We start from the raw sequence: 21333 nt of genomic DNA on the forward strand, positions 1-21333 counted from the left end.
CCGGACTCACACGACGGACGGGGCGCTCGACTCACGCGGGGCGTTGTTCGTTCTCCTCGCCAGGAGGACGCTGGCGGATCGGCTCGGTCGTGTGACCTTCGGACGGCGGCGGCATCAACAGAGCGGTCGGGTCCGCACCCGACGGCACAGCGGGTCCACTCAACGCCGCGGGCGCGTCGGGATACGCGGCGCCGCTGTGTTCCCGCAAGTGCTCGCGGAGTTGGGAGATCATCCTGTCCACGGAGGACGGCTCCGTGACACCCTGGATACCCATCGCCTCGTTGGGCGCGATCCCCAGCCAGAGGTCGACAGCCACCCGGCCGGAGACAAGCAGTTTGATGATCTGGCGCTGCGTGTAGTGCCCGAACTGTGCACCCATGTTCGGCCCGTTGCCGATGGCTCCCGAGAAGACCCCGCCGCTGTTGCCGTCGGAGCCGGGTTTCCACTGCTCGTTGAAGACGCTCACCCGGTCCGCGGACGTCTCCATCCCGTCCACGTTGCCGAGCGCGTACTCCTTCGTGGAGTCGCGGATCGTGAACCCGGTGGCGATGTCGAGCACGCACTCGTACACCGGCAGGCGCCAGTTCGACATGTAGACGATCATGATCTTGTACGCGGAGTAGCGGAGTTTGCCGTCCCGTCCCCTGTTCCAGTGGAACGGGAGAACCGAGAACAGCTCGGGGATTCCGTAGAAGACGAGATAGGGCTGCCTGCCCTGGGAAAGCTCGGTGGGGTGGATGTTCAGCCGCCGGTAGCCCATCTGCGCGATGGCTTCCTCGGCCCCGTACAGCCAGGCGTCCATCTCCTGATCGGTCGCCCGGGGATAGGCGCGCCGGCGCGCCTCCGCATAGTTCAAGAGCCCGATGAGCCCCAGGACGACGAGCACGGCGCCGCCGACCCCACAGAGGAATCCGAGACAGATCGCCGCGTCACCGACGGCGAACATCACCAGGGCCATCAGCAGGAGTCCGCCACCGAATGCCAGCTTGACGTACTGGGCTACCGGCGTGGACGGTTCGGGCGCGAAATACTTGCCGGCTCGCTCTGCGCGTTGTTCAGGATGCATCAGATCCCCTGGTTTCGGCTGAGCCCCTGCCAGGTCGGGCACTCGACAGCAGGAACGTGGTTGATGATCTCGCGGGCGCGATCACTGCCGACGCCCGACAGCGCCGCCTGAAGGCCGCGCAGCCTGGAGCGGTCGGTCGGAATGCCACGGATTTCGTAGTAGTCCTCGATGATCAGCGCCCAGAGGGCTCGCAAATGGTTGCTCGTACGGCCGGGCTCGATCTGAATGCCGATCTGCAGCAGATTCTCCATCGCCCGGATCACCTCGTACCGGTACCCGCCGGGGCGTCGGCCGCCGAGAGCGGCCAGCACCCGGTAGTAGTAGACATCGACTTCGCGTGGATACATGTTCACGAGCGTGTTGAAGCGCTCCAGGGCCCGCGCGTACGCCCCATTGTTGAGAGCAGCGACCGCCTCGACGAATTCCGGGTCGACGCGGATCTGCTCCGGGAGCAGGTCCGCCAACGGCGGCCAGGCCTCAGCCAGCGTGGCGAGCGGGATGATCCACGAGATCCGCAGCCTCTTGTCCATGTCGGCGGTCGAAACCATGCCGACGACGCGGCCCGACGTGACGTCGACAACGGGGCCGCCGCTGTATCCGCGCTGGATCTGGCCGTCGAATCCGGGCAGACCGTTCACCTGGATGAGCTTCCCGGTCTCATCAGGCCCGATGACCTGGACCCGGGTCCGCTGACCGCGGTCGTCCGCCGCCGAATACTGTTCCGGAAAGCCGAGCGCGTCGAGCGGCGTCTCCGGCCGCGGCGGCGCACTGGGCCCGAGCGGCGCCGTAGGCCAGCTCTCCGGCACGTCGACGACTGCCACGTCGGTCCCGTCGTACCGGCCCGGACTCCAGCCCGGCACCGCGTAGCGGGTGGAACAGACCTGGCCCGAGCCCCAGCCCCCCGGCGCCTCCGCCCAGCACCGGACCCGGCCCTCGACCACGTGAGCGCACGTGAGGGCCACGCCCGGCGCCACGACGAATGCGGTTCCCAGCACCTCCGACGGAGCACCATCATTCGTCGTGGCTCGGATCCGCAGCCGCCAGGGTTCAGAGGAGGTGATCATTTCGGTGCGGAGTCTTCCCGTCGCCAGACCAGTTCGACACCGAGGTTTCCTTCGTACGCGGTCTTCGCGATGACGGCGTTCATCTCAGCCGTCATCTTCACCGCGAAGGTGAGCTTGACCTCGCTCGGCCCCAGGTCCTCGCGGAACACTCGCATGGCCTCCAGAGCCGCCGCGCGTACGCTCCGAAGGGACTCTTCGAAGGATCTCGGTTCGGTACGACCGCTGCGGCCCACCGGTCCGATGCCGGCGCTCTCGCCACGAATATCCAGGTCCTGGCCATCGACCTCGATGAGGACCGGATCCGCTCCATGCACCGCGAATTGCCTGGTAACTGGCACAGCACTCCTTCAGACGGAAGGAAAAAGAGGTCAGCGGGACAATGCAGACGACGCGACAATGCGTCGAGGATCGACCGGCAGCACACCCGCAACTTGCGAGGATCGTTCAACCGGCTTGAAATCGATCCTGGCGTTCGCGCACTGATGCCAGGATCAGACATTCGGCCGGTTCGGATGTCAGCAACACGACTTCTGGTCGAATATCGCGCTCCACTGAGGACTTGGCCCGATGATCAAATCTGCGTCGGCGCGAGACTGGTAACCGAATGGGCGGAGTGGTGGCGTAGGACGTCGTTGACCTGGCGGGGCGGAGTTCGCATCCGCGACCGTGGGATTACGAGATCAAGATTGGCGGCATCGCACGCATCCCGTTTTCCGGTACGGTGACGCTTCACGAGTCGCGCCCTTACCGTCGAAGGCCTCGCCGTTCAGGAGGTGATGCGCGTGAGAAGGACCAGCCGCATGGTGTGGTGGCCGCTCAGCATCTTCCTGATGGCGGCACCGGCAGCCTGTACGTCCTCAAGCGGTTCGAGCCAGGGTGGGGCCAGACCACCCACGCCAACTGCGTCTCTGGGCACCGACCCCAGCGCGACCCCGTCAGCTGACGTGGGCGCCGGGCAGGAGTCGTGCACCAAATCGGTCGATACGATCACGGAACCGCCGGCGGGTTATCGGCTCGTGGGAGAGGACGTCGCGGTACCTGCCCGGCCGGTGCTTCAAGTAGCGGAATCGGGGCAACCGGACCCGGCAGCCCGGCTGTTCGCCAAATGGGGCCTGGTCGTACGCGGCGGCGCAGTGGTCGATCTTCGGGTGGCAGCCGGCTGGGAGGACAAGGCGCGTCTCGGATGGGGCTCGTCAGTGGTGCCGGCCATGAGCGCCCACGTGCGCGCCTGCGCTCCTGTCGATGACCGACCTCAGTGGCTGGCCTTCGTCGGCGGCACCTGGGTTGCGCGGCCGGCCTGCCTACTGCTCACCATCACGTCGCGGGGGCAGACGGCGCACGTACAACTAGGTGTCGGTGTCCCCTGCGACGGAACCACGCCGCCGAGTTCGTAGGAATCCTGAGCTTGAGGCTTACTTGTCTAGGCCTCGAGCGTGGTGGGCATGCCGAAGGCGGCGACGTGACGGGCACCGATGAAGGCGTTGCTTTCTACGATCTTCCCGTTCTCGATCCGGAGTACGTCGACGACCAACGCCTCGTAGTGCCGGCTGCCGGGCCGGCGGAGATAGTTGATCAGTGCCGGGCGCCCGTTGGCCGAGGTGGGGAACGTACGCCAGTCGAGCGGTCGGCCGAGGAACTCCGCGGCCGCGTCGATCCCGACGACCGGCGGCTCGGGCGGCATCGTGATCCGTACGTCCTCGGCGAGCAGTTCCCGTATCGTCTCCGGGTCCTTCGCGTCGGCGTAGCGGCGCAGGATCTCTTCGTCCTCACTGGTGAGCTGCGGGCGGCGCCATTCCTTCGGGTCCGACGGAGCGCGCCCCCGGAGGGTGTGGCGGGCCCGCTGGAGGAGGCTGTTGACGGCCGCTACGGCGGTGTCGAGCGCGACGGCGATCTCCTGCGGCGTCCAGCCGTGGACGTCGCGCAGCACGAAGGCCGCCCGCTGCCGCGGCGGCAGGTACATGAGCGCTGCGATCACGGCCAGCTCGACGGTCTCCCGAGCGGCGAGACCGGCCTGCGCATCGTCGGCAAGCAGGGCGTCGGGATAGGGACCGAGCTCGGTGGACCACTCCAGCGGATCACCGTACGGCACCGTCCGGTGACCGGCCGCCTTGCGGCTGTCGAGGAAGACGTTCGTGGCGATCCGGTACAACCAGGTCCGCGCCGACGCCCGACCCTCGAAGCGGTCGCGAGCCCGCCAGGCACGCAGGAAGGTCTCCTGCACCAGGTCGTCCGCGTCGGTGACGTTCCCGGCGAGGCGGTAGCAGTGGACGTGTAGCTCACGCCGGTGCTCGTCGAAGGCGCGCTGCAGCCAGACCGCCTGCTCGTCAGGCGAGTCGGACATGTGATTTCCCCGGGGCTGAGTGGTGCTCACAACCGTACTGACGACCGTGGACCCCATCCGTCATCGGTCACCGATGACAATCGCCGGCCCGGTCGTCTGTACCTGTGACCGATCCCCACTCCACGAAGGAGACAGCCATGACGGCAACCCCCGCGTCCAGCGCCGCCGCGCCCCCGGTCGTCGACCGGGAGACCTGGCTGCGCAAGCGCGACGAACTGCTCGTACGGGAGAAGGCCCACACCCGCGAAGGAGACGCGATCGCAGCCGCTCGTCGTCAGCTACCGATGACCTTGATGCCGACGGTGACGGTGCGGGGCCCGGGCGGGGACACCCCACTGGTGGAGGTGTTCGAGGGCCGCCGGATGCTCATCGCCTACTTCCATATGTGGCACGACGGCAATCCGTACGAGGATCAGTGTGAGGGGTGCACCTTCTCGACCTGTCACATGCAGACGCTGGACTACCTGCATGCTCGGGACGTCACCTACGCCGTCTTCTGCGAGGGTCCCTACGACGAAAGCGCCCCGTTCGCGGAGTTCATGGGCTACCGGTTCCCCTGGTATTCGGCGAAGGACTCCGACCCGGCTCTGGCCGACGGTCGTCACTTCGGGTTCATCGCGTGCTACCTGCGCGACGGCGACAAGGTCTACGAGACCTACTGGACCACCGGGCGGGGCGTGGAGGCGTTGATGACCACCTACCACGCTCTGGATCTCACGGTGTACGGCCGGCAGGAGAACTGGGAGAACTCGCCTGAAGGCTGGCCGCGGGTCACCGGGCACCCGTGGCGTCTCGACGGCCGCCCCACCGCGCAATGGTCGCGCCCCGGCGTTGCACCGCGATGACGTCCTGATCGTAGTTGAGCTGGGAAAACGGCTGGTGGGGCGGGCGGGGTTCGACCCCGCCACCGAGGGAATCATGAGATCAAGATGGGCGACCCAGCGACCTGCCTGAATGGGCTCTCACCAGCGGAAACACCTCTCGATATCTCTCACCACTCCCCCAGCGGCGGTCGGCCTCTTGCGGACTGGGTGCGAACTGCCCGCAAGCCTCTCGTCCCGCAAGAGGCGGCTACCCATCGAGCGCCTTCTGCCACGCCGACAGCTCCTGTCGAAGCCGTCCCACCTCATCAGGTGAGGCGTCCGGGAATCTGGGCACTGCTTCAGCGATTCCCTCCACCGCCTCCTCACCGATCACCTGACTGATGGCATCCCATAGGACCCTTCGCGCCCGAGACGCTTGAGGGCCGATCAGCCACTCGTCGATGAAGCGGTCGACGGTCCCGGCGTCTGCATGGCCGCCTGCCATCCTTGAACCGATCCGGTCAATCGAGCGGGTGAGGCACTCAAGGAAGCGAGCTACCTCGATCGCCCGGTCAAGTGGGACGGTCACCGTTGATTCGTCGCGGTTCACATCCAAGGCTGCCCCTCTGGATCAAGATGCCGTCGCAGACCGTCCAGATCCTCGACGGATAGCCGCCAGTCTGCCCCCGTCCCCCGGATAGGTGCCAAGAACTGCGGTGCCCGGTGGGGGTCAAGGATGGCTGTAGGCCATCGGCATACCGACGCGCAGCGCCCTTGACGCCGGGCGGGTGGCGTAGAGGATCGGGCACCCGGGGACGGTTCACGCCCTGGCCCTCATCGTCGTCAAACCGCATTCGGCGACCTACGAGAGGCCGGGGGCAAGCAGTTCCGCTGCGCGGCAGCCGATCGCCCCAACCTCAACTGGGAGCGACGCCTACGCCGATCGTCCCGCCTCACAGCCCTTCAAGCCCTTGGTAGGCCCCGTCAGCGTGGCCGGCCGGCCCGGCCGATGCCGGCGCTTGCGCCGCCAGCAGGCCGCCTTGATCCTAAAGAGGCCAATTCGGCAGTTCGCGGTGTAGAACTCTTGTCTTCCGTCGGCTGATGCGCGACACCCGTCCGCCAACTGATCGGCGACACCTACGCGCTGGTCGCGGCATGAGCGAGCGTCAGCGATGATGGCGCGACCGTTCAGATGGGGAAACGATGACGACACGACCGACTCTGTTCCTGACGGTAGGACTGCCAGGCACCGGGAAGACCACAGAAGCGCGGCGCATAGAAGTCGAGGAGCAGGCTCTTCGCCTCACGAAGGACGAGTGGGTAAAGGCCCTGTACGGCCTCGCGAACCCGCCGTCGGCCTCGGACGTGATCGAAGGACGGCTCATCGAGATTGGGCTGCGCGCCCTCAATCTCGGCATCAACGTCGTCATCGACTTCGGCCTCTGGGGTCGAGATGAGCGCTCCGCGCTACGGCAGGCAGCTGCCGACCTCGGCGCGGCGGTGGAGATGCGCTACTTCGAACTCCCACCGGCCGAGCAACGGAGACGACTCGACCAACGCCAAGCCGAAGAGCCGCACACGACGTGGCACATGTCCGACGAGGAACTCGACAGGTGGGCTGCCCTCATCAGCATCCCGACCGAAGGGGAACTCGACGGCAGTGAACCCGTCGACTGCCCGCCGGCAGAATTCGCGACGTGGGAGGACTGGCGCAGGCATCGCTGGCCTCCGTCGGTCCCCTGACACCAAGGATTCCGAACCAACCACCCATCGGCAGACCGCACGTCCCGACGCCCACTGATGTGCCCCGGTGACGAGCTGGTGTTCACATCCCCAACGGGCGAGGTGTTGCGTAACAACAACTTCCGTCGCCGGGTCTTCGACCGGGCTTCGGCGTCGATCGAGCTTGCGAACCGGACGCCGCACGAGCTGCGGCACAACGGCGGCCAGTGTCGCGGTGGCGGAGGGGCCAATGTGAAGGCGGCCATGACCTCGACGCAGTGCACCCGAGCCGTCGGCACCATGGCTGAGCTGGAGAAACGGCTTGGTGGGGCGGGCGGGGTTCGAACCCGCGACCGAGGGATTATGAGATCAAGATGGGCGACCCGGTGACCTGCCCGAGTGGGCTCCTACCAGCGGAAACACCTCTCGACGTCTCTCACCACTCCCCCACCGTCCGTCGACCTCTTGCGGACTGGATGCGGACTGCTCCCCGCCACGAGAACGGCGCTCGCCAGACCTGCATTGCAAAGATCAAGCCCGCTGTCGGCCAGTATCGGTGACCGCCATTGACCTGCTCGTCATGTCGCCTTTGGTCGGCCTCCGACCGGGCAGGTCGGCCGGCTTGGCTGTACGGATGGCTGTACGGCCATCGGTGATGGCAAAAAGTGGCGCGCGTGACGTAGCGTCGATGGTATGACGACGGTGGTGGTTTCTCTCGTGGTGCTTTTGGTGCTGGCTGGCGGAATCGTCGCTCTCTTAAGTCGGCGGCAGCGCAATCAGCTCTCTTCGGATGTGGATTCGACTGCTTCCCGCCGAGCCGCCAGCGAACAGCATCGGCGCGACGCAGAGCGCTTCGCCTCCGGCATGTCGGAGAGGAACAAGATGCCCGACGGCGGCACCGGCCTGTAGGCGCACCTCACGCTCCGACAACCTCATATCTGCCATCCCGTCTGCCGCCGACCCACACACCGTGGAGCGGGCCAGGGCCAGGGTGACAAGGTGGAGCGCCCTATCGGACGAACGACCTTGTCACCCTGGCCCTGGTCTGCTCGGCTCTGCCTGGGTCGGTGGCTGGCGGGATGGCATCCCACCACCCACGAACCTGAACCGTTCGGCAACTCCATCTCGGAGTCGTCTGGCCCCCGCCGGAGGCAAAGGCTCTTAACGGCCGGCGCGCCGGCCGATGCCGGCGCTTGCGCCGCCAGCAGGCCGAGCGCGGCCGGCGCGGCCCGCTTGCGGGCCGCCTTGATGAAGACGGCACTTGCCCGCGGTGAGTGGGTGGATCCGGCTCTGTCGCGGGTCACGGTTGGTGACTGGGCTGCCCGGTGGTTCGCCAATCAGGTGCAGCTCAAGCCGTCGACTCGCCAGCGGTACGGCAGTCTTCTGCGCCGGCAGGTGCTTCCGGTGTGGGAACGCGTCGCGCTTTCGGCAGTCACGCACGCCGACGTTGGTGAGTGGGTGCGCCGGATGACGCAGGCCGGTCTTGCGCCGTCCACCGTTCGGCAAGCGCACCGGGTGTTCTCGCTGCTGCTGGCCCTCGCCGTTCGGGATGGTCGGCTGACTCGCAACGTCGCGTCAGGTGTGCGGCTGCCACGGATCGGCAGGGCTGAGAAGGTGTTCCTGTCGCACGGCCAGGTGGGCGAGCTGGCGGCAGCGGCAGAGCCTCACGGGCTGATCATCCGGGTGCTGGCCTACACCGGGTTGCGGTGGGGCGAGCTGGCCGCGCTGCGCGTGCGGCGGGTGGACCTGGTGAAGCGCCGGCTGCTGGTGGCGGAGTCGGTGACCGAGGTCAACGGTCGGGCGGTGTTCGGTACGCCCAAGACTCATCAGCGGCGGTCGGTGCCGCTCCCCCGGTTCCTGGTCGAGCCGATCGCCGCGCAGATCGCCGGTCGTTCCGGTGACGAGCTGGTGTTCACCTCCCCGACCGGCGAGGTGTTGCGTAACAACAACTTCCGTCGCCGCGTCTTCGATCGGGCTGCGGTGTCGGTCGGGCTCGCGGGCCTGACTCCGCACGAGCTGCGGCATACGGCGGCCAGTCTCGCGGTGGCTGAGGGCGCCAACGTCAAGGCGGTGCAGCGGATGCTCGGGCACGCCTCGGCGGCCATGACGCTGGACGTGTACGCGGACCTGTTCGAGGACGACCTGGACCAGGTGGCGGATCGCCTCGACCGGGCGGCGGGTCGTGCCGCTGCGGACTCAGTGCGGACTGTGAGCCTGGGTCCGGACCTGGACGCGGTTCGCCTGGGTCGTCCCCAGCATGGCTGAGCTGGGAAAACGGCTGGTGGGGCGGGCGGGGTTCGAACCCGCGACCGAGGGATTATGAGTCCCCTGCTCTAACCGGCTGAGCTACCGCCCCGTCACCGCGCCGGATCGTAACCCGCCGATCGTTTCGCGGACCACCACCGGCCGGGCGGAAAGACTACCGCGACAGCACGATGGGCTACGCGAGGATAACAACGCGCAACCCACCGGCCAACGGCTCTACGCGCGCCGCAGATCGGCGATGACGGCGCCGACCGTGCGCCAGCCGCTGGCGAGCGCGCCCTGGATGGACGGGCTGTCCCGGTGGTCCCCGGCCACGTACAGGCCGTCGCCGAGCGCGACCGGCTTGCGCAGGCGGCCCTGCGGCGGCGGGGCGGCGGGCAGCGCGTCCGGCACGGTGACGGTGGTGAGGTGGGTCCAGTCGGCGGTGGAGCGGCCGTAGAGGCGGTCCAGCTCGCGGCGGATCACCGGTTCGGGTGGGGTCTGCGGGCCGACCACCGAGGTGGCGACCAGGTGCTGGCCATCCGGGGCGTACGTGGGCGCGGCCCGGCTCACCACCACCGTGTTGGCGATCGTTTCCCGCCGGTCGCCGTCGAGCAGCAGGATCGGCTCGTCCAGTGGCGCCGTCTCGGTGCGGTGGTAATAGGTGGTGTAGGCGTGCATGCGTACCCTCGGCAGCCCGGGCAGCAGCGTGGCCGCCGCCGGCGGGTCGGCCGCGACCACGACGGCGCGGCAGGTGATCTCGCCGGACGGGGTGCGGACGCGGCCGGGCGCGACCTCGGTGACCGGGGTGTTCAGGTCGATCAGCTCGGCGGGCAGCGGCGCGGCGAGCGCCCGGGGCAGCGCCGCCATGCCGTCCGCGGGCAGGCCGATGCGGCCCCGGGCGAAGGAGCGCATGATGACCGCGAGGACGTGGCTGGAGGTGGCCAGCTCGCGGTCGAGCAGCACGCCGGACAGGAACGGCCGGAGCAGTTCCTCGATGATCGCGTCGGAGAGCCCGGCCCGGCGCAGCGCCTTCTCGGCGCTGGTCTCGGGTGTGTTGAGCAGCCGCCCGACCGGCAGCGTCGCGTAGCCGGCGGCGAGCGCGCCGAAGCGCAGCCGGTCGGTCAGTGTCCCGATGCCGGCGGTGAGCGTGGCGGGCGCGCCGGCGGGCTCGCGCAGCGGGTTGACGAGTCGTTCCAGCCGGTCGCCGCGGCGCACCAGCACGCCGGGCGTGAACCAGCCCATCTCGAGGGCGCCGACGTCGACCAGGCCGGCCAGCCGTGGGTACGCGGTGTTCAGCACCTGGAAGCCGCGGTCCAGCAGGAACCCGTCGACGCGGTCGGTGGCGACCCGCCCGCCGAGCCGGTCGCTCGCCTCCAGCAGCCGCCAGGGCACGCCGGCCCGGTGCAGCCGCCGGGCGGCGGCGAGACCGGCCAGGCCGCCGCCGACGACCACCACGTCGGTGTCAGGCACGGTCCACCCCCGCGCCGGCCCGGTCGCCCTCGCGGTGCGACCGCGACAACCGGCCCGGCCACCAGACCTTCGGCCCGATGTCGTACGCGAGCGCGGGCACCAGCAGCGAGCGGACCACTATGGTGTCGAGCAGGACGCCGACGGCGACGGCCACGCCCAGCTCGACGAGCACAACGAGCGGCAGTACGGCGAGCGCGGAGAACGTGGCGGCGAGCACGATGCCGGCGGAGGTGATCACGCCGCCGGTGACGGCCAGGCCGACGAGCACACCGGCGCGGGTGCCGCGGCGTACCGATTCCTCCCGGACCCGGCTCATCAGGAAGATGTTGTAGTCGATGCCGAGCGCGACCAGGAAGACGAACGCGAACAGCGGGAACGACTGGTCGACGCCGGGGAAGTCGAACACGTACTTGAACAGCAGCGCGCAGAGGCCGAGCGTGGCCAGGAACGACAGCACCACCGTGGCGATCAGCAGCACCGGGGCGACCAGGGCGCGCAGCAGCACGGCCAGGATGACCGCGATGACCAGCAGCACCACCGGGATGATCACGTTGCGGTCGCGGACGGAGGCGTCGGCGGTGTCCACGTTGATCGCGGTGAAGCCGCCGACCACGGCGTCCGCGCCGGGCACCCGGTGCACCGCCTCGCGCAGGTCGCGGATGGTCCGCTCGGCGCCGTTGCTGTCCGGCGCGTCGGCGAGCGTGACGTTGAGCTGCACCCGCCCGTCGACCACCTTGGGGGGCGCGTTCGGGTCGGGCGGCGCGTTCTCGCCGCGCTGGCCGAGCGGCAGCACCGAGGCGACTCCCGGTACGCCCTGCGCCACCTGGGCGACCTGCCGCGCGGTGTCCTGGGTGGTGAAGATGGTGGCGGGGCTGCCGGTGCCGGCCGGGAAGTGCCTGTCGATGACCTCCTGCCCGGCCACCGAGTCGGTGCGCTGGGTGAACAGCTGGGACTGGCCGAGCGTGGTGGCGCCGAGCTGGGTCACCCCGATCGCGAGCACGGCGAGCGCCACGGCGGTGACGACCCAGACGGTACGGGAGCGGCGCGCCACGAAGCCGGCGATCCGCGCCCAGATGCCGTGCTCGGCGCGCGGGTCGGCCTCGTCGTGCCGGGGCCGCCGGGGCCAGAACGCCCACCTGCCGCCGAGGACCAGCAGCGCGGGCAGGAACGTGAGCATCACCAGCAGCGTGGCGGCGATGCCGACGGCGCTCACCGGGCCGAGCGCCCGGTTGGAGTTGAGACTGGACAGCAGCAGACAGAGCAGGCTGACGATGACTGTGGCGCCGGAGGCGACGATGGCCGGCGCGGCGCCCTTCCAGGCGGTCTTCATCGCGTCCCAGGGCCGCTCGTGCCGGTGCAGCTCCTCCCGGTAGCGGGCGATGAGCAGCAGCGCGTAGTCGGTGCCGGCGCCGAACACGAGCACGGTGAGGATGCCCTGTGCCTGCCCGTTGAGCTTGACGATGTCGTGGTCGGCGAGCAGGTAGACGAAGACGGCCGCCAGCGAGTACGACATCCCGGCGGCCAGCAGCGGGAAGATCCACAGCACCGGGCTGCGGTAGACGACGAGGAGGATGACCAGGACCACGGTGAGGGTGACGAGCAGCAGCGGTCCGTCGATCGCGCCGAACACCTCGATCAGGTCGCCGAGCAGCCCGGCGGGTCCGGCGACGTCGACGGTGAGCCCGTCGCGGTCCGGGCCGGCGATGTCGCGCAGGCGTTCCACCACCGCGCGGATCTGTTCGCCCTCGCCGCTGTCGATCGGCACGATCACCTGGGCGGCCTGCCGGTCCTGGCTGACGACCGGTGGCGGCAGCGGGCCGACCACGCCCGGTACGTCGGCGAAGCGGGCCGCGTCGGCCTGGATCCGTTGCTGGTCGGCCGGGGTGAGGCCGCCGGCGCGTTCGTAGACCACGAGCGCCGGCGTGGTCTCCCGGTCGACGAATCCGGCGGCCAGGTCCTGCGCGCGGGTGGCCTCGGCGTCGGCCGGCAGGAAGGAGGCGTTGTCGTTGGTGGAGACCTCGCCGAGCTTGCCCGAGTACGGCCCGGCGACGCCGCCGATGATCAGCCAGCCGAGCACCACGGCTACCGCGATCAGCGTCGCGGTCCAGCGGCTGCGTCCTGCGGCCATCTCCACCGTCCTCGAATCGACGCAACAATCGACGCAGCGGGAGTCTAGGTCGACGCCGACCATCCTGCCGGGCGACTGACGACTCGCGGGCGGAAACCGGGCAGCCGGGACACGCGAGGGGCCGGAACGGGAAACGCCCGCCGGCAGGGCCGACGGGCGTGACGTGGAGCGAAGCTCCCCCGATTGGACTCGAACCAATAACCTGCCGGTTAACAGCCGGCTGCTCTGCCAATTGAGCTACAGGGGACCGTGCACCGCTCGGATCGGATCTCTCCGCTCCGTGCGACGGGGACAAGAGTACAGGACATCGGGGGGTTGTGCGCCAGGGGGTTACCGGAGGAGGACCGGACCGGCGGACGCGCCAGGATTACGGACAAATCGCCATCTCGGCACAGGGAGGCATGAGCGGAGAGCAGGATGGGTAGTTAGCCGTCGACAGAGAACGCAGGCGCAAGATGGTCGTTCCGCCGAGCCGGCGGAAATCGGCAAGAGCGTCAGGTACGGAAGGAGCCGCCATGCGCGGAAAGATCATGTTTCTTGGCGGGCTGGCTGCGGGATTCGTCCTGGGCGCCCGTGCCGGCCGGGAGAAGTACGAGGAGCTGGTGGTCCGCGGGCGCAAGGTGCTCGACCACCCGACCGTCCAGGAGGCGGCCGGGGTCGCGCAGGCCCAGGCGACCCGGCTCTACTCCGAGGGCAAGGACAAGCTGGGGCAGACCAAGCTGGGTGAGAAGCTCGCCACCGGCAACGGTGGCAAGCCGGGCATGACCGAGGCCGACAAGCCGTTCGCGGGCACGCCGGCCGCGGTCGGCAGCCGCAGCGCCAACGGCACGGGCTCGACCAGTTCGACCAGCGCGTCCGGCTCGACCACGACCGGCACGAGCACCAAGCCGTCCACCGGCAACACGCTCTGACGCAAGCGGACAGCGGGCCGGTCACCTCCGGGTGACCGGCCCGCTCCCGTGTGCTCGGGCGCCGATGTGGCACATTCTCCGTGGGGAGGTGACCACATGCCGATGGTCGGACCGGAAACGGCGGATCAGGCGCGGCTGCTGCGCCTGCTGCGCGACGACGGCCCGCGGTCCCGGGTCGAGCTGACCGACCTCCTCGGCCTGCCGCGGGCCCGGTTCGCCGCCGAGGTGGACCGGTTGACCGCGCTGGGCCTGGTGGAGAGCGCCGGCCCGGCTGCCTCGCGGGGCGGGCGACGGTCGTCGCTGCTGCGCATCGGCGCGCAGGTCCGGTTCGGCGCGGTGCTCGTCGGCGGCGGCACGCTGCGGGTCGCGCTCACCGACGGCGAGCTGAACCCGCTGGCCCGGCACGACGAGCCGGTGGACGTCCGGCTCGGCCCGGACGTGGTGGTCGGACGCATGGTCGAGCTGCTCGGCAAGCTTCGCGTCGAGGCGGGGCTGACGTCGCTGACCGGCGTCGGTGTCGCGCTGCCCGCGCCGGTCGAGGTCCGCGACGGCACGCCGGTCTCCCCGCCGGCCCTGCCCGGCTGGCACCGCTTCCCGGTACGCGACACGCTCGCCGCCGAGCTGGGCTGCCCGGTGCAGGTCGACAACGACGCCAACGCGATGGCCCTCGGTGAACGGCACGCCGGCACCGGCCGCCCGTTCGACGACTTCCTCGCCGTCAAGCTGGGCGACGCGGTCGGCTGCGGGCTGGTGCTCGCCGGCTCGCTCTACCGGGGCGCGGCCAGCGGGGCCGGCGACATCGGCCACCTCCAGCTCAGCGAGGACGGGCCGCTCTGCGGCTGCGGCAACAACGGGTGCGTCGAGGCGTACTGCGGGGATGCCGCGCTGGTGCGGGAGGCGGTGACGGCCGCGCGGGCCGGGCGCTCGACGGTGCTCGCGGACCGGCTGGCCGCGGCCGGGACGCTGGCGGTGGCCGACGTGGCGGCGGCGGCCACCGAGGGCGACCCGGCGGCGCAGACCATCGTCCGCGACGCCGCCCGCCGGCTCGGGCAGGTGCTGGTCGGGCTGGTCAGCTTCGTCAACCCGGCCATCGTCATCATCGGGGGCGCGCCGGCCGGGATCGGGCCGGTCCTGCTCGCCGAGATCCGGGGCGTGGTCTACCGGCGCTCCACGCCGCTGGCCACCGGCAGCCTGCCGATCGTCCTGTCCGACCTCGGCGACACCGCCGCCCTGATCGGCGCGGCCCACCTGGTCAGCACCCAGACCTACGCCGCCCGCTGACCCCCGCCCCCGCCCGCGCCCTCACCCCGTCGATCTTGCACTTGCGGCCCTCCCGAGACGGGCATAAGCGGCATCACGTGGGCCGCAAGTGCAAGATCGCGAGCGGCAGAAGGAGGGTCAGTCGCGGCTGCTGAAGGCGGCGTCGAAGGCGGCGCTCGGGGCGTCGAACGCCAGGCGGCGGACGAACTGGAGCGCCTCCGGCGCGCCGACCAGGCGGTCCATGCCGGCGTCCTCCCACTCGACCGAGATCGGGCCGTCGTAGCCGATCGCGTTCAGCGCCCGGAAGCAGTCCTCCCACGGCACGTCACCGTGGCCGGTGGAGACGAAGTCCCAGCCGCGCCGCAGGTCGGCCCAGGGCAGGTGGGAGGAGAGCCGGCCGCGGCGGCCGTCCCCGGTACGGACCTTCGCGTCCTTGCAGTCGACGTGGTAGATCCGGTCGGCGAAGTCGAAGATGAAGTTCACCGGGTCCAGCTCCTGCCAGACGAAGTGCGACGGGTCCCAGTTGAGCCCGAACGCCTCCCGGTGCCCGATCGCCTCCAGCGTGCGCTTCGTGGTCCAGTAGTCGTACGCGATCTCGCTGGGGTGCACCTCGTGCGCGAACCGCACGCCCACCTCGTCGAACACGTCCAGGATCGGGTTCCACCTGTCGGCGAAGTCCTGGTAGCCGCGCTCGATCATGGCCGGTGGCACCGGCGGGAACATGGCCACCGTGTGCCAGATGGACGAGCCGGTGAAGCCGACGACGGTGCGTACGCCGAGTTTCGCCGCCGCCCGCGCGGTGTCCTTGATCTCCTCGGCGGCCCGCTGCCGCACCCCTTCCGGCTCGCCGTCGCCCCAGATCCGGGCCGGCAGGATGTCCTGGTGCCGCTCGTCGATCGGGTGGTCGCAGACGGCCTGCCCGACCAGGTGGTTGGAGATGGCGAACACCTGAAGGTTGTGCTTGGCCAGGGTGGCCCGCTTGCGCTCGACGTACGAGTCGTCGGCGAGCGCCTTGTCCACCTCGAAGTGGTCGCCCCAGCAGGCGATCTCCAGCCCGTCGTAGCCCCACTCGGCGGCGAGCCGGCAGACCTCGTCGAACGGAAGGTCGGCCCACTGGCCGGTGAAGAGCGTGATGGGTCGCGCCATTGTCCTTCTCCCCTGTGGTGATGGGGGATTCCGTCGCGGACCGGGGCGAGGACGACCGGAGGCGGCGGCCTGAGGGCACCGGTGGACGCCGGAGCGTCTGCCTCCCGGGCGGGTTGCGCCTCCCGCCGGGTCACCGGCCACCTCGCGGTCGCCGCCTCCACTCTATGGCCTACCTCAGGGCAGGGTCCAGCGCTGGTTCGCCGCGCCCGTGCACGTCCACAGGTGCACCGCCGTGCCGTCGGCCGAGTTGTTGCCGGACACGTCCAGGCACTTGCCCGACGACGGGTTGCGCAGCGTCCCGTCCGCCTGCGCCGACCAGGTCTGCGCGCCGGTGCCGTTGCACGACCACAACTGGATCTTCGTGCCGTTCGCGTTGCCGCCGCCGGAGACGTCCAGGCACTTGCCCAGCGCCTTCACCGGCCCGTTCGGCGTCACCGTCCACGTCTGCGCCGTCGAGCCGTTGCAGGTGTAGAGCTGGATCTGGGTGCCGTCCGCCGACGAGGCGTTCCGCACGTCCAGGCACTTGCCGGCCAGCCCCTTGATCGGGCCGGTGCCGCCGCTTGCGGTGCCGCGGACCAGCGTGAAGTCGTCCACGTCGAACAGGCCGGTGCCGCTGCCGGCGAACGTCAGGTGCACGGTCTGCGTACCGGACGGCACGCCGGTGAGCGCGGTGGACACGTCGGCGAACGTGGTCCAGCTCCCGGTGTTCGGCACCGCCACCTGGCCGAGCAACGGTCCGGTCGGCGAGCCGGTCCGCACCTGGAGCGTGCCGCCGGGGCCGCCGGAGACCACCCGGGCGCGCAGCGACGTCACACCGGTCAGGTCCAGCCCCGGGTACGCGGCCCAGTCGCCCGGATCCACGTACCCCAGGGTCTGGCCGCCGTTGGCACCGGCCTTGGGGTACGCGCTGACGCCGCTGGCCGAACCGAACGCCTCGGCCTGGACCGTGGTGTTGCCGGTCGGCGGCGGCGTCCCGCCCAGCTCCTTGATCCGGATGTTGCGGAACGACACGTCGTCGCCGGTGCCGTGGTTCTGGATGCCGACGTGCCCGGCGAGCGACCGCACCGGATCGGTGTTTGTGAAGTCGTTGATGCGTACGCCGTTGAGGAACACCTGCAGCCGTTCCCCTTCGACCAGGATCTCGTAGGTGTTCCACTCCCCCGCCGGGTTCAGCGCCGCGTCCCGGGCCGCCAGGTCGGCGGACTTGAAGCCGTAGATCGCGCCGGTGGTCCGGTCGGCGGCGTCGGTGGGGTCGATCTGGATCTCGTAGCCGTTGTCCACCGCCGAGTTCGGGTCGCTCGACGGCGGGAAGCCGACGAACACGCCCGAGTTGTCGTCACCGGCCAGCCGCCAGTCCAGCTTCAGCGAGTAGTTGGTGAACTGCTTCGCGCTGTACCAGTACAGGCCCATGCCGCCGACCGAGGTGAGCGTGGCGTCGGTGTTGGTGAAGCTGCCCGGCCCGGCCTGCGACCAGCCGGTGGTGCCGCCGTTGTAGAGCGCGGTGTAGCCGGTCTCCGGCCGGCAGTCGGCCTTCGTGCGCCCGGCCGCGTAGCGGATGCCGCCGAGCAGATGGTTGCGGAACGCCGCGTCGGCGTAGGAGGCCTGGGTGTGGCCGCCGCCGGTGTAGAAGGACCGGCCACCGCTGTACGTCTTGCACCAGGCGTGCGGGTGGTCGCCGCCCATCGAGCCGCCCGAGTACGAGGACTCGTCGAGACTGGCCAGCACGTGCGCGGTGGAGCGGGCGTTGGAGCGGTAGTCGTACCACTCGTCGGTGCGGTTCCACTGCTGCGGCAGGTGCGCGGTGGCCGCGTGCGCCCGGTCCTCCACCTTGACGGTGGCCGGCTGGATGGCCGGGTGGGACGCGAACCACGCGCCGACGAGGTTGCCGTAGAACGGCCAGTCGTACTCGGTGTCGGCGGCGGAGTGCACGCCGACGTACCCGCCGCCGGCGCCGATGTACGCCTCGAACGCCGACTGCTGGGTGGCGTTCAAGACGTCCCCGGTGGTGTTGAGGAAGATCACCGCCTCGAAACGGGCCAGGTTGGCGGTGGTGAACTGGGCGGCGTCCTCGGTCGCGGTGACCGTGAAGTTGTTCGCCGCGCCAAGCTCCCGCACAGCCTGCGTGCCGACCGCGATGGAGTCGTGGCGGAAGCCGGCGGTCTTGGAGAAGACGAGCACGTCGTAGGGGGCGTCGGCGGCGCTCGCCGGGGTGCCGGCGCTGGTGGCGGCCACGGCGGTCACCGCGACCAGCGCGATACGGAGGAGTCTCATCGGCGTTCTTCCTTCCCACCTCACGGCAGCGTCCACTTCTGGTTGGCCGCACCCGTGCAGGTCCACAGGTGCACCGCCGTGCCGTCGGCCGAGTTGTTGCCAGACACGTCCAGGCACTTGCCCGACTGCGGGTTGCGCAGCGTCCCGTCGGCCTGCGCCGACCAGTTCTGCGCGCCGGTGCCGTTGCACGCGTAGAGCTGGATCTTCGTGCCGTCCGCGCTGGCCCCGCCGGACACGTCCAGGCACTTGCCGAGCGCCTTCACCGTGGCGTTCGGCGTCACGGTCCACGACTGCGCCGTCGTGCCGTTGCAGGTGTAGAGCTGGATCTGCGTGCCGTCGGCGGTGGCGGCGTTGCGCACGTCCAGGCACTTGCCGGCCAGGCCCTTCACCGGGCCGGTGCGCACGGCCGACGTGGTGAGCGTGAACGCGTCCAGGTCGTAGAGCGCCCCGGTGCCACCGGCGAACGTCAGATAGAGCGTGGTGGTGCCGGCCGGCGGATTGGCGATCGTGCCGGTGACTGTGGTGAACGTGTCCCAGGCGCCGGTGACCGGGACGGTGGCCGAGCCGAGGACGGCGCCGGTGGCCGAGCCGGCCCGTACCTGGAGCGTGCCGCCGGCCCCGGCGGACGACACCCGGGCGGTGAACCCGGTGGCGTCGGCGAGCAGGTACGGCTGGAACGCGATCCAGTCTCCGTTGTGGATGTCGCCGACGGTCTTGCCGCCCTCGGCGGTGGCCTTGTCGAACGTGTTGATCCCGGACGAGGTCTTGAAGTGCTCGGCCTGCCGGTGCCGGGGCTGGAGTGTGTGCTGGGTGTGCGTGGTGAGGCCGCCGGAGTCGGTGTACTCGGCGTCGAAGACCGCGAAGATGTTCGCCGCGTCGTCGTGCTCACCGTCGACGGGTACGGCGATCGAGCCGGTGCAGCCGGTCGCCGAGGTGATCTGGTGGCCGTGCTGGTCGTGGCCGAGCACGTAGGTCATCTTGACCTTCGTGCAGTCGATGGTCGCGTCCTCCGGGTCGGTGACGGTGATCCGGAACGGCACGGTGTCGCCGAAGGAGAACAGCTTGCCGTTGCCGGGTGTCTCGATGACCACAGTCGGGGCGGTGTTGCCGACGGTGATCGTCACGCTGGCGGTGCCGGTGGCGCCCTGCGGGTCGCGCACCGTGAGCGTGGCGGTGTACCTGCCGTTGGCGGTGTAGGTGTGCGAGGGGTTCGCCGCGGTGGAGGTGCCGCCGTCGCCGAACGTCCAGGCGTACGTCAGCGCGCCGCCCTCCGGGTCGGACGAGCCGGCCGAGGAGAAGGCCACCGCGAGCGGCGCGGCGCCGGAGGTCCGGTCGGCGGCGGCGCGGGCCACCGGGGCGCGGTTGGCGCCGCCCAGGTAGTCGAAGCGGTACAGCGCCGAGTTGGCGTCGCCGTTGAAGTAGCCGGTGCCGTAGTCGAGCACGTAGTACGCCCCGTCCGGGCCGAACGCGGAGTCCATCACCTGCTTGCCGGTCCACGGGAAGCTGTCGATGGTGCCGGGTGAGCCGTCCGCGTTGACGTGGATCGGCTTGATCCAGCCCCGGCCGAACTCGGTGGCGAAGAACTGCCCGTCGAACGACTGCGGGAACTTGGTGGTGGACGGGTTCGCCGCGTCGTACCGGTAGACCGGACCGCCCATCGGCGACTCGGAGCCGCCGCCGAACTCGGGCGGGCTGCCCGCGTCACCGGCGTAGCGGATCCAGGACGGCTTCGCCGCCGGCAGCGTGGTCAGGCCGGTGTTGCGGAACGAGTTGTTCGTCGGCCCGCCCGTGCAGTCGTACTTCGGTCCGGCGGCGCCGGTGGCGAAGTCCCATTCGGCGTACGTCTCGGCGGCCGTGTTGGTGCCGGTGCAGTACGGCCAGCCGTAGTTGCCGGGCCCGGTGACCCGGTTGAACTCGACCTGCCCGGACGGGCCGCGGGCGGTGGTGGTGCCGGCGTCCGGCCCGTAGTCGCCCACGTAGACGACGCCGGTGGCCTTGTCGACGCTGATCCGGAACGGGTTGCGGAAGCCCATCGCGTAGATCTCCGGGCGGGTCCGCGCGGTGCCGGGCGCGAAGAGGTTGCCGGCCGGGATCGAGTACGTGCCGTTGGCGTTCACCTTGATCCGCAGGATCTTGCCCCGCAGGTCGTTGGTGTTGCCGGCGCTGCGCTGCGCGTCGTACCCGGGGTTGCGGTTGGTGCGCTCGTCGATCGGCGCGTATCCGGCCGAGTCGAACGGGTTGGTGTCGTCGCCGGTGGACAGGTAGAGGTTGCCGGCGGCGTCGAAGTCGATGTCACCGCCGACGTGGCAGCACAGCCCCCGGTCGGCCGGTACGTCGAGCACGTCGACCTTGCTGGCCTGGTTGAGCGTGAAGTCGGCGTTGAGCGTGAACCGGGACAGCCGGTTGACGCCCTGCCAGGCGGAGAAGTCGGTGCCGGTGGCGGGCGCGTCGCCGGCGGGGGTGGACAGCGGCGGCGCGTAGTAGAGGTAGATGTGCCGGTTGGAGGCGAAGCCGGGGTCGACGCCGACGCCCTGCAGCCCCTCCTCGTCGTGGGTGTAGACCGGCAGCGTGCCGATGACTGTGGTGGCGCCGGCCGCGTCGGTGCGGCGCAGCGTGCCGTTGCGGGCGGTGTGCAGGACCGACCGGTCGGGCAGCACCGCCAGGGACATCGGTTCGCCGGTCTCGGCGACGCCGCGGGCGAGTTCGACCTGCTGGAAGTCGCTCGCCGTGATCGGGTGGGCGGACGCCGGGACGGGCGCCGCGGCCGCTGTGACGGTGCCGGCGGTGGCCGCGAGCAGCAGCGCTGCGGCAGCGGCGAACGGTCGTCGGGCACGGGGGTGGTGGTGGCTGGACATGCTGTGCTGTCCTTCCTGACGCGCGCAGCCAGGACCGGGCGCGCGTCGC

The 21333-nt window shown here is 70.2% G+C and carries 16 protein-coding genes and 2 tRNA genes; 6 read left to right on the forward strand and 12 right to left on the reverse strand.

The window, feature by feature from the left end; all coding sequences use genetic code 11:
• Nucleotides 1-31: 31 nt before the first annotated feature.
• The 4 genes from PVK74_RS14065 to PVK74_RS14080 form a co-directional block, all read right to left on the reverse strand.
• The gene (locus tag PVK74_RS14065) at nucleotides 32-1066 is read right to left on the reverse strand and encodes a hypothetical protein (protein ID WP_187693404.1); all 1035 of its coding nucleotides are present in this window, start codon (nucleotides 1064-1066) and stop codon (nucleotides 32-34) included.
• A complete protein-coding gene (locus PVK74_RS14070) occupies nucleotides 1066-2130 on the reverse strand; it encodes a S1 family peptidase (protein ID WP_210888150.1) in 1065 nt (354 codons plus the stop codon). Before PVK74_RS14070 ends, PVK74_RS14065 begins: the two co-directional genes overlap by 1 nt.
• Nucleotides 2127-2468, reverse strand: coding sequence for a CU044_2847 family protein (locus PVK74_RS14075; protein WP_069088884.1), 342 nt, complete (start codon nucleotides 2466-2468; stop codon nucleotides 2127-2129). The genes PVK74_RS14070 and PVK74_RS14075 overlap by 4 nt, the downstream gene beginning before the upstream one ends.
• A gap of 1082 nt (nucleotides 2469-3550) precedes the next feature.
• Nucleotides 3551-4471 carry an RNA polymerase subunit sigma-70 gene (locus PVK74_RS14080; RefSeq protein ID WP_274479200.1) on the reverse strand — a complete coding sequence of 307 codons (921 nt, stop codon included), beginning with the start codon at nucleotides 4469-4471 and terminating at the stop codon, nucleotides 3551-3553.
• A 137-nt stretch (nucleotides 4472-4608) separates the two neighbouring features.
• Here PVK74_RS14080 and PVK74_RS14085 point away from each other — a divergent pair, with 137 nt between their 5' ends.
• Nucleotides 4609-5316, forward strand: a complete 708-nt coding sequence (locus tag PVK74_RS14085; protein ID WP_209962865.1) for a DUF899 family protein — start codon at nucleotides 4609-4611, stop codon at nucleotides 5314-5316.
• A 226-nt stretch (nucleotides 5317-5542) separates the two neighbouring features.
• Here the strand turns inward: PVK74_RS14085 and PVK74_RS14090 are convergent, their stop codons facing one another.
• Complete coding sequence (locus PVK74_RS14090; protein WP_244206252.1) at nucleotides 5543-5884, reverse strand: hypothetical protein; 342 nt, start codon at nucleotides 5882-5884, stop codon at nucleotides 5543-5545.
• A 593-nt stretch (nucleotides 5885-6477) separates the two neighbouring features.
• Between PVK74_RS14090 and PVK74_RS14095 the strand changes: the two genes are divergently transcribed.
• The 3 genes from PVK74_RS14095 to PVK74_RS14105 all read left to right on the forward strand — a co-directional run bounded on the left by PVK74_RS14095 (nucleotide 6478) and on the right by PVK74_RS14105 (nucleotide 9261).
• Entirely contained in the window at nucleotides 6478-7017 is a 540-nt protein-coding gene (locus tag PVK74_RS14095; protein ID WP_069088881.1) for an ATP-binding protein, read from the forward strand.
• Nucleotides 7018-7689: 672 nt separating this feature from the next.
• Nucleotides 7690-7905, forward strand: coding sequence for a hypothetical protein (locus PVK74_RS14100; protein WP_064448186.1), 216 nt, complete (start codon nucleotides 7690-7692; stop codon nucleotides 7903-7905).
• A gap of 369 nt (nucleotides 7906-8274) precedes the next feature.
• Complete coding sequence (locus PVK74_RS14105) at nucleotides 8275-9261, forward strand: tyrosine-type recombinase/integrase (RefSeq protein ID WP_274479201.1); 987 nt, start codon at nucleotides 8275-8277, stop codon at nucleotides 9259-9261.
• 14 nt (nucleotides 9262-9275) lie between these two features.
• On the opposite strand, the gene PVK74_RS14110 is transcribed toward PVK74_RS14105, so the two are convergent.
• The 4 genes from PVK74_RS14110 to PVK74_RS14125 form a co-directional block, all read right to left on the reverse strand.
• Nucleotides 9276-9352 (reverse strand) — tRNA-Ile (locus PVK74_RS14110).
• 125 nt (nucleotides 9353-9477) lie between these two features.
• Entirely contained in the window at nucleotides 9478-10713 is a 1236-nt protein-coding gene (locus PVK74_RS14115; protein ID WP_274479202.1) for an FAD-dependent oxidoreductase, read from the reverse strand.
• Nucleotides 10706-12841: an MMPL family transporter gene (locus tag PVK74_RS14120; protein ID WP_064448175.1), complete on the reverse strand. Its 2136-nt coding sequence runs from the start codon at nucleotides 12839-12841 to the stop codon at nucleotides 10706-10708. The genes PVK74_RS14115 and PVK74_RS14120 overlap by 8 nt, the downstream gene beginning before the upstream one ends.
• 174 nt (nucleotides 12842-13015) lie before the next feature.
• Nucleotides 13016-13088 (reverse strand) — tRNA-Asn (locus PVK74_RS14125).
• A 268-nt stretch (nucleotides 13089-13356) separates the two neighbouring features.
• Here PVK74_RS14125 and PVK74_RS14130 point away from each other — a divergent pair.
• Together PVK74_RS14130 and PVK74_RS14135 are read left to right on the forward strand one after the other, a co-directional pair.
• Nucleotides 13357-13752, forward strand: a complete 396-nt coding sequence (locus tag PVK74_RS14130) for a hypothetical protein (protein ID WP_030503967.1) — start codon at nucleotides 13357-13359, stop codon at nucleotides 13750-13752.
• A gap of 96 nt (nucleotides 13753-13848) precedes the next feature.
• The gene (locus PVK74_RS14135; protein WP_166456707.1) at nucleotides 13849-15033 is read left to right on the forward strand and encodes an ROK family transcriptional regulator; all 1185 of its coding nucleotides are present in this window, start codon (nucleotides 13849-13851) and stop codon (nucleotides 15031-15033) included.
• A 117-nt stretch (nucleotides 15034-15150) separates the two neighbouring features.
• Here the strand turns inward: PVK74_RS14135 and PVK74_RS14140 are convergent, their stop codons facing one another.
• The 3 genes from PVK74_RS14140 to PVK74_RS14150 form a co-directional block, all read right to left on the reverse strand.
• Entirely contained in the window at nucleotides 15151-16158 is a 1008-nt protein-coding gene (locus PVK74_RS14140) for a sugar phosphate isomerase/epimerase family protein (protein WP_043329109.1), read from the reverse strand.
• Nucleotides 16159-16332: 174 nt separating this feature from the next.
• Entirely contained in the window at nucleotides 16333-18429 is a 2097-nt protein-coding gene (locus PVK74_RS14145; RefSeq protein ID WP_187693118.1) for a ThuA domain-containing protein, read from the reverse strand.
• A gap of 20 nt (nucleotides 18430-18449) precedes the next feature.
• Complete coding sequence (locus PVK74_RS14150; protein WP_187693117.1) at nucleotides 18450-21284, reverse strand: RICIN domain-containing protein; 2835 nt, start codon at nucleotides 21282-21284, stop codon at nucleotides 18450-18452.
• Between the last annotated feature and the right edge of the window lie 49 nt (nucleotides 21285-21333).

This window comes from Micromonospora chalcea (genome assembly GCF_028768405.1).
Lineage (GTDB): Bacteria > Actinomycetota > Actinomycetes > Mycobacteriales > Micromonosporaceae > Micromonospora > Micromonospora chalcea.

What these genes read in the sequence shown, in the direction of transcription:
- PVK74_RS14065 (WP_187693404.1), bottom strand. Translation starts at nt 1,066, where the DNA reads ATGCATCCTGAACAACGCGCAGAGCGAGCCGGCAAGTATTTCGCGCCC.
- PVK74_RS14070 (WP_210888150.1), bottom strand. Translation starts at nt 2,130, where the DNA reads ATGATCACCTCCTCTGAACCCTGGCGGCTGCGGATCCGAGCCACGACG.
- PVK74_RS14080 (WP_274479200.1), bottom strand. Translation starts at nt 4,471, where the DNA reads ATGTCCGACTCGCCTGACGAGCAGGCGGTCTGGCTGCAGCGCGCCTTC.
- PVK74_RS14085 (WP_209962865.1), top strand. Translation starts at nt 4,609, where the DNA reads ATGACGGCAACCCCCGCGTCCAGCGCCGCCGCGCCCCCGGTCGTCGAC.
- PVK74_RS14095 (WP_069088881.1), top strand. Translation starts at nt 6,478, where the DNA reads ATGACGACACGACCGACTCTGTTCCTGACGGTAGGACTGCCAGGCACC.
- PVK74_RS14100 (WP_064448186.1), top strand. Translation starts at nt 7,690, where the DNA reads ATGACGACGGTGGTGGTTTCTCTCGTGGTGCTTTTGGTGCTGGCTGGC.
- PVK74_RS14120 (WP_064448175.1), bottom strand. Translation starts at nt 12,841, where the DNA reads ATGGCCGCAGGACGCAGCCGCTGGACCGCGACGCTGATCGCGGTAGCC.
- PVK74_RS14130 (WP_030503967.1), top strand. Translation starts at nt 13,357, where the DNA reads ATGCGCGGAAAGATCATGTTTCTTGGCGGGCTGGCTGCGGGATTCGTC.
- PVK74_RS14135 (WP_166456707.1), top strand. Translation starts at nt 13,849, where the DNA reads ATGCCGATGGTCGGACCGGAAACGGCGGATCAGGCGCGGCTGCTGCGC.
- PVK74_RS14140 (WP_043329109.1), bottom strand. Translation starts at nt 16,158, where the DNA reads ATGGCGCGACCCATCACGCTCTTCACCGGCCAGTGGGCCGACCTTCCG.
- PVK74_RS14145 (WP_187693118.1), bottom strand. Translation starts at nt 18,429, where the DNA reads ATGAGACTCCTCCGTATCGCGCTGGTCGCGGTGACCGCCGTGGCCGCC.
- PVK74_RS14150 (WP_187693117.1), bottom strand. Translation starts at nt 21,284, where the DNA reads ATGTCCAGCCACCACCACCCCCGTGCCCGACGACCGTTCGCCGCTGCC.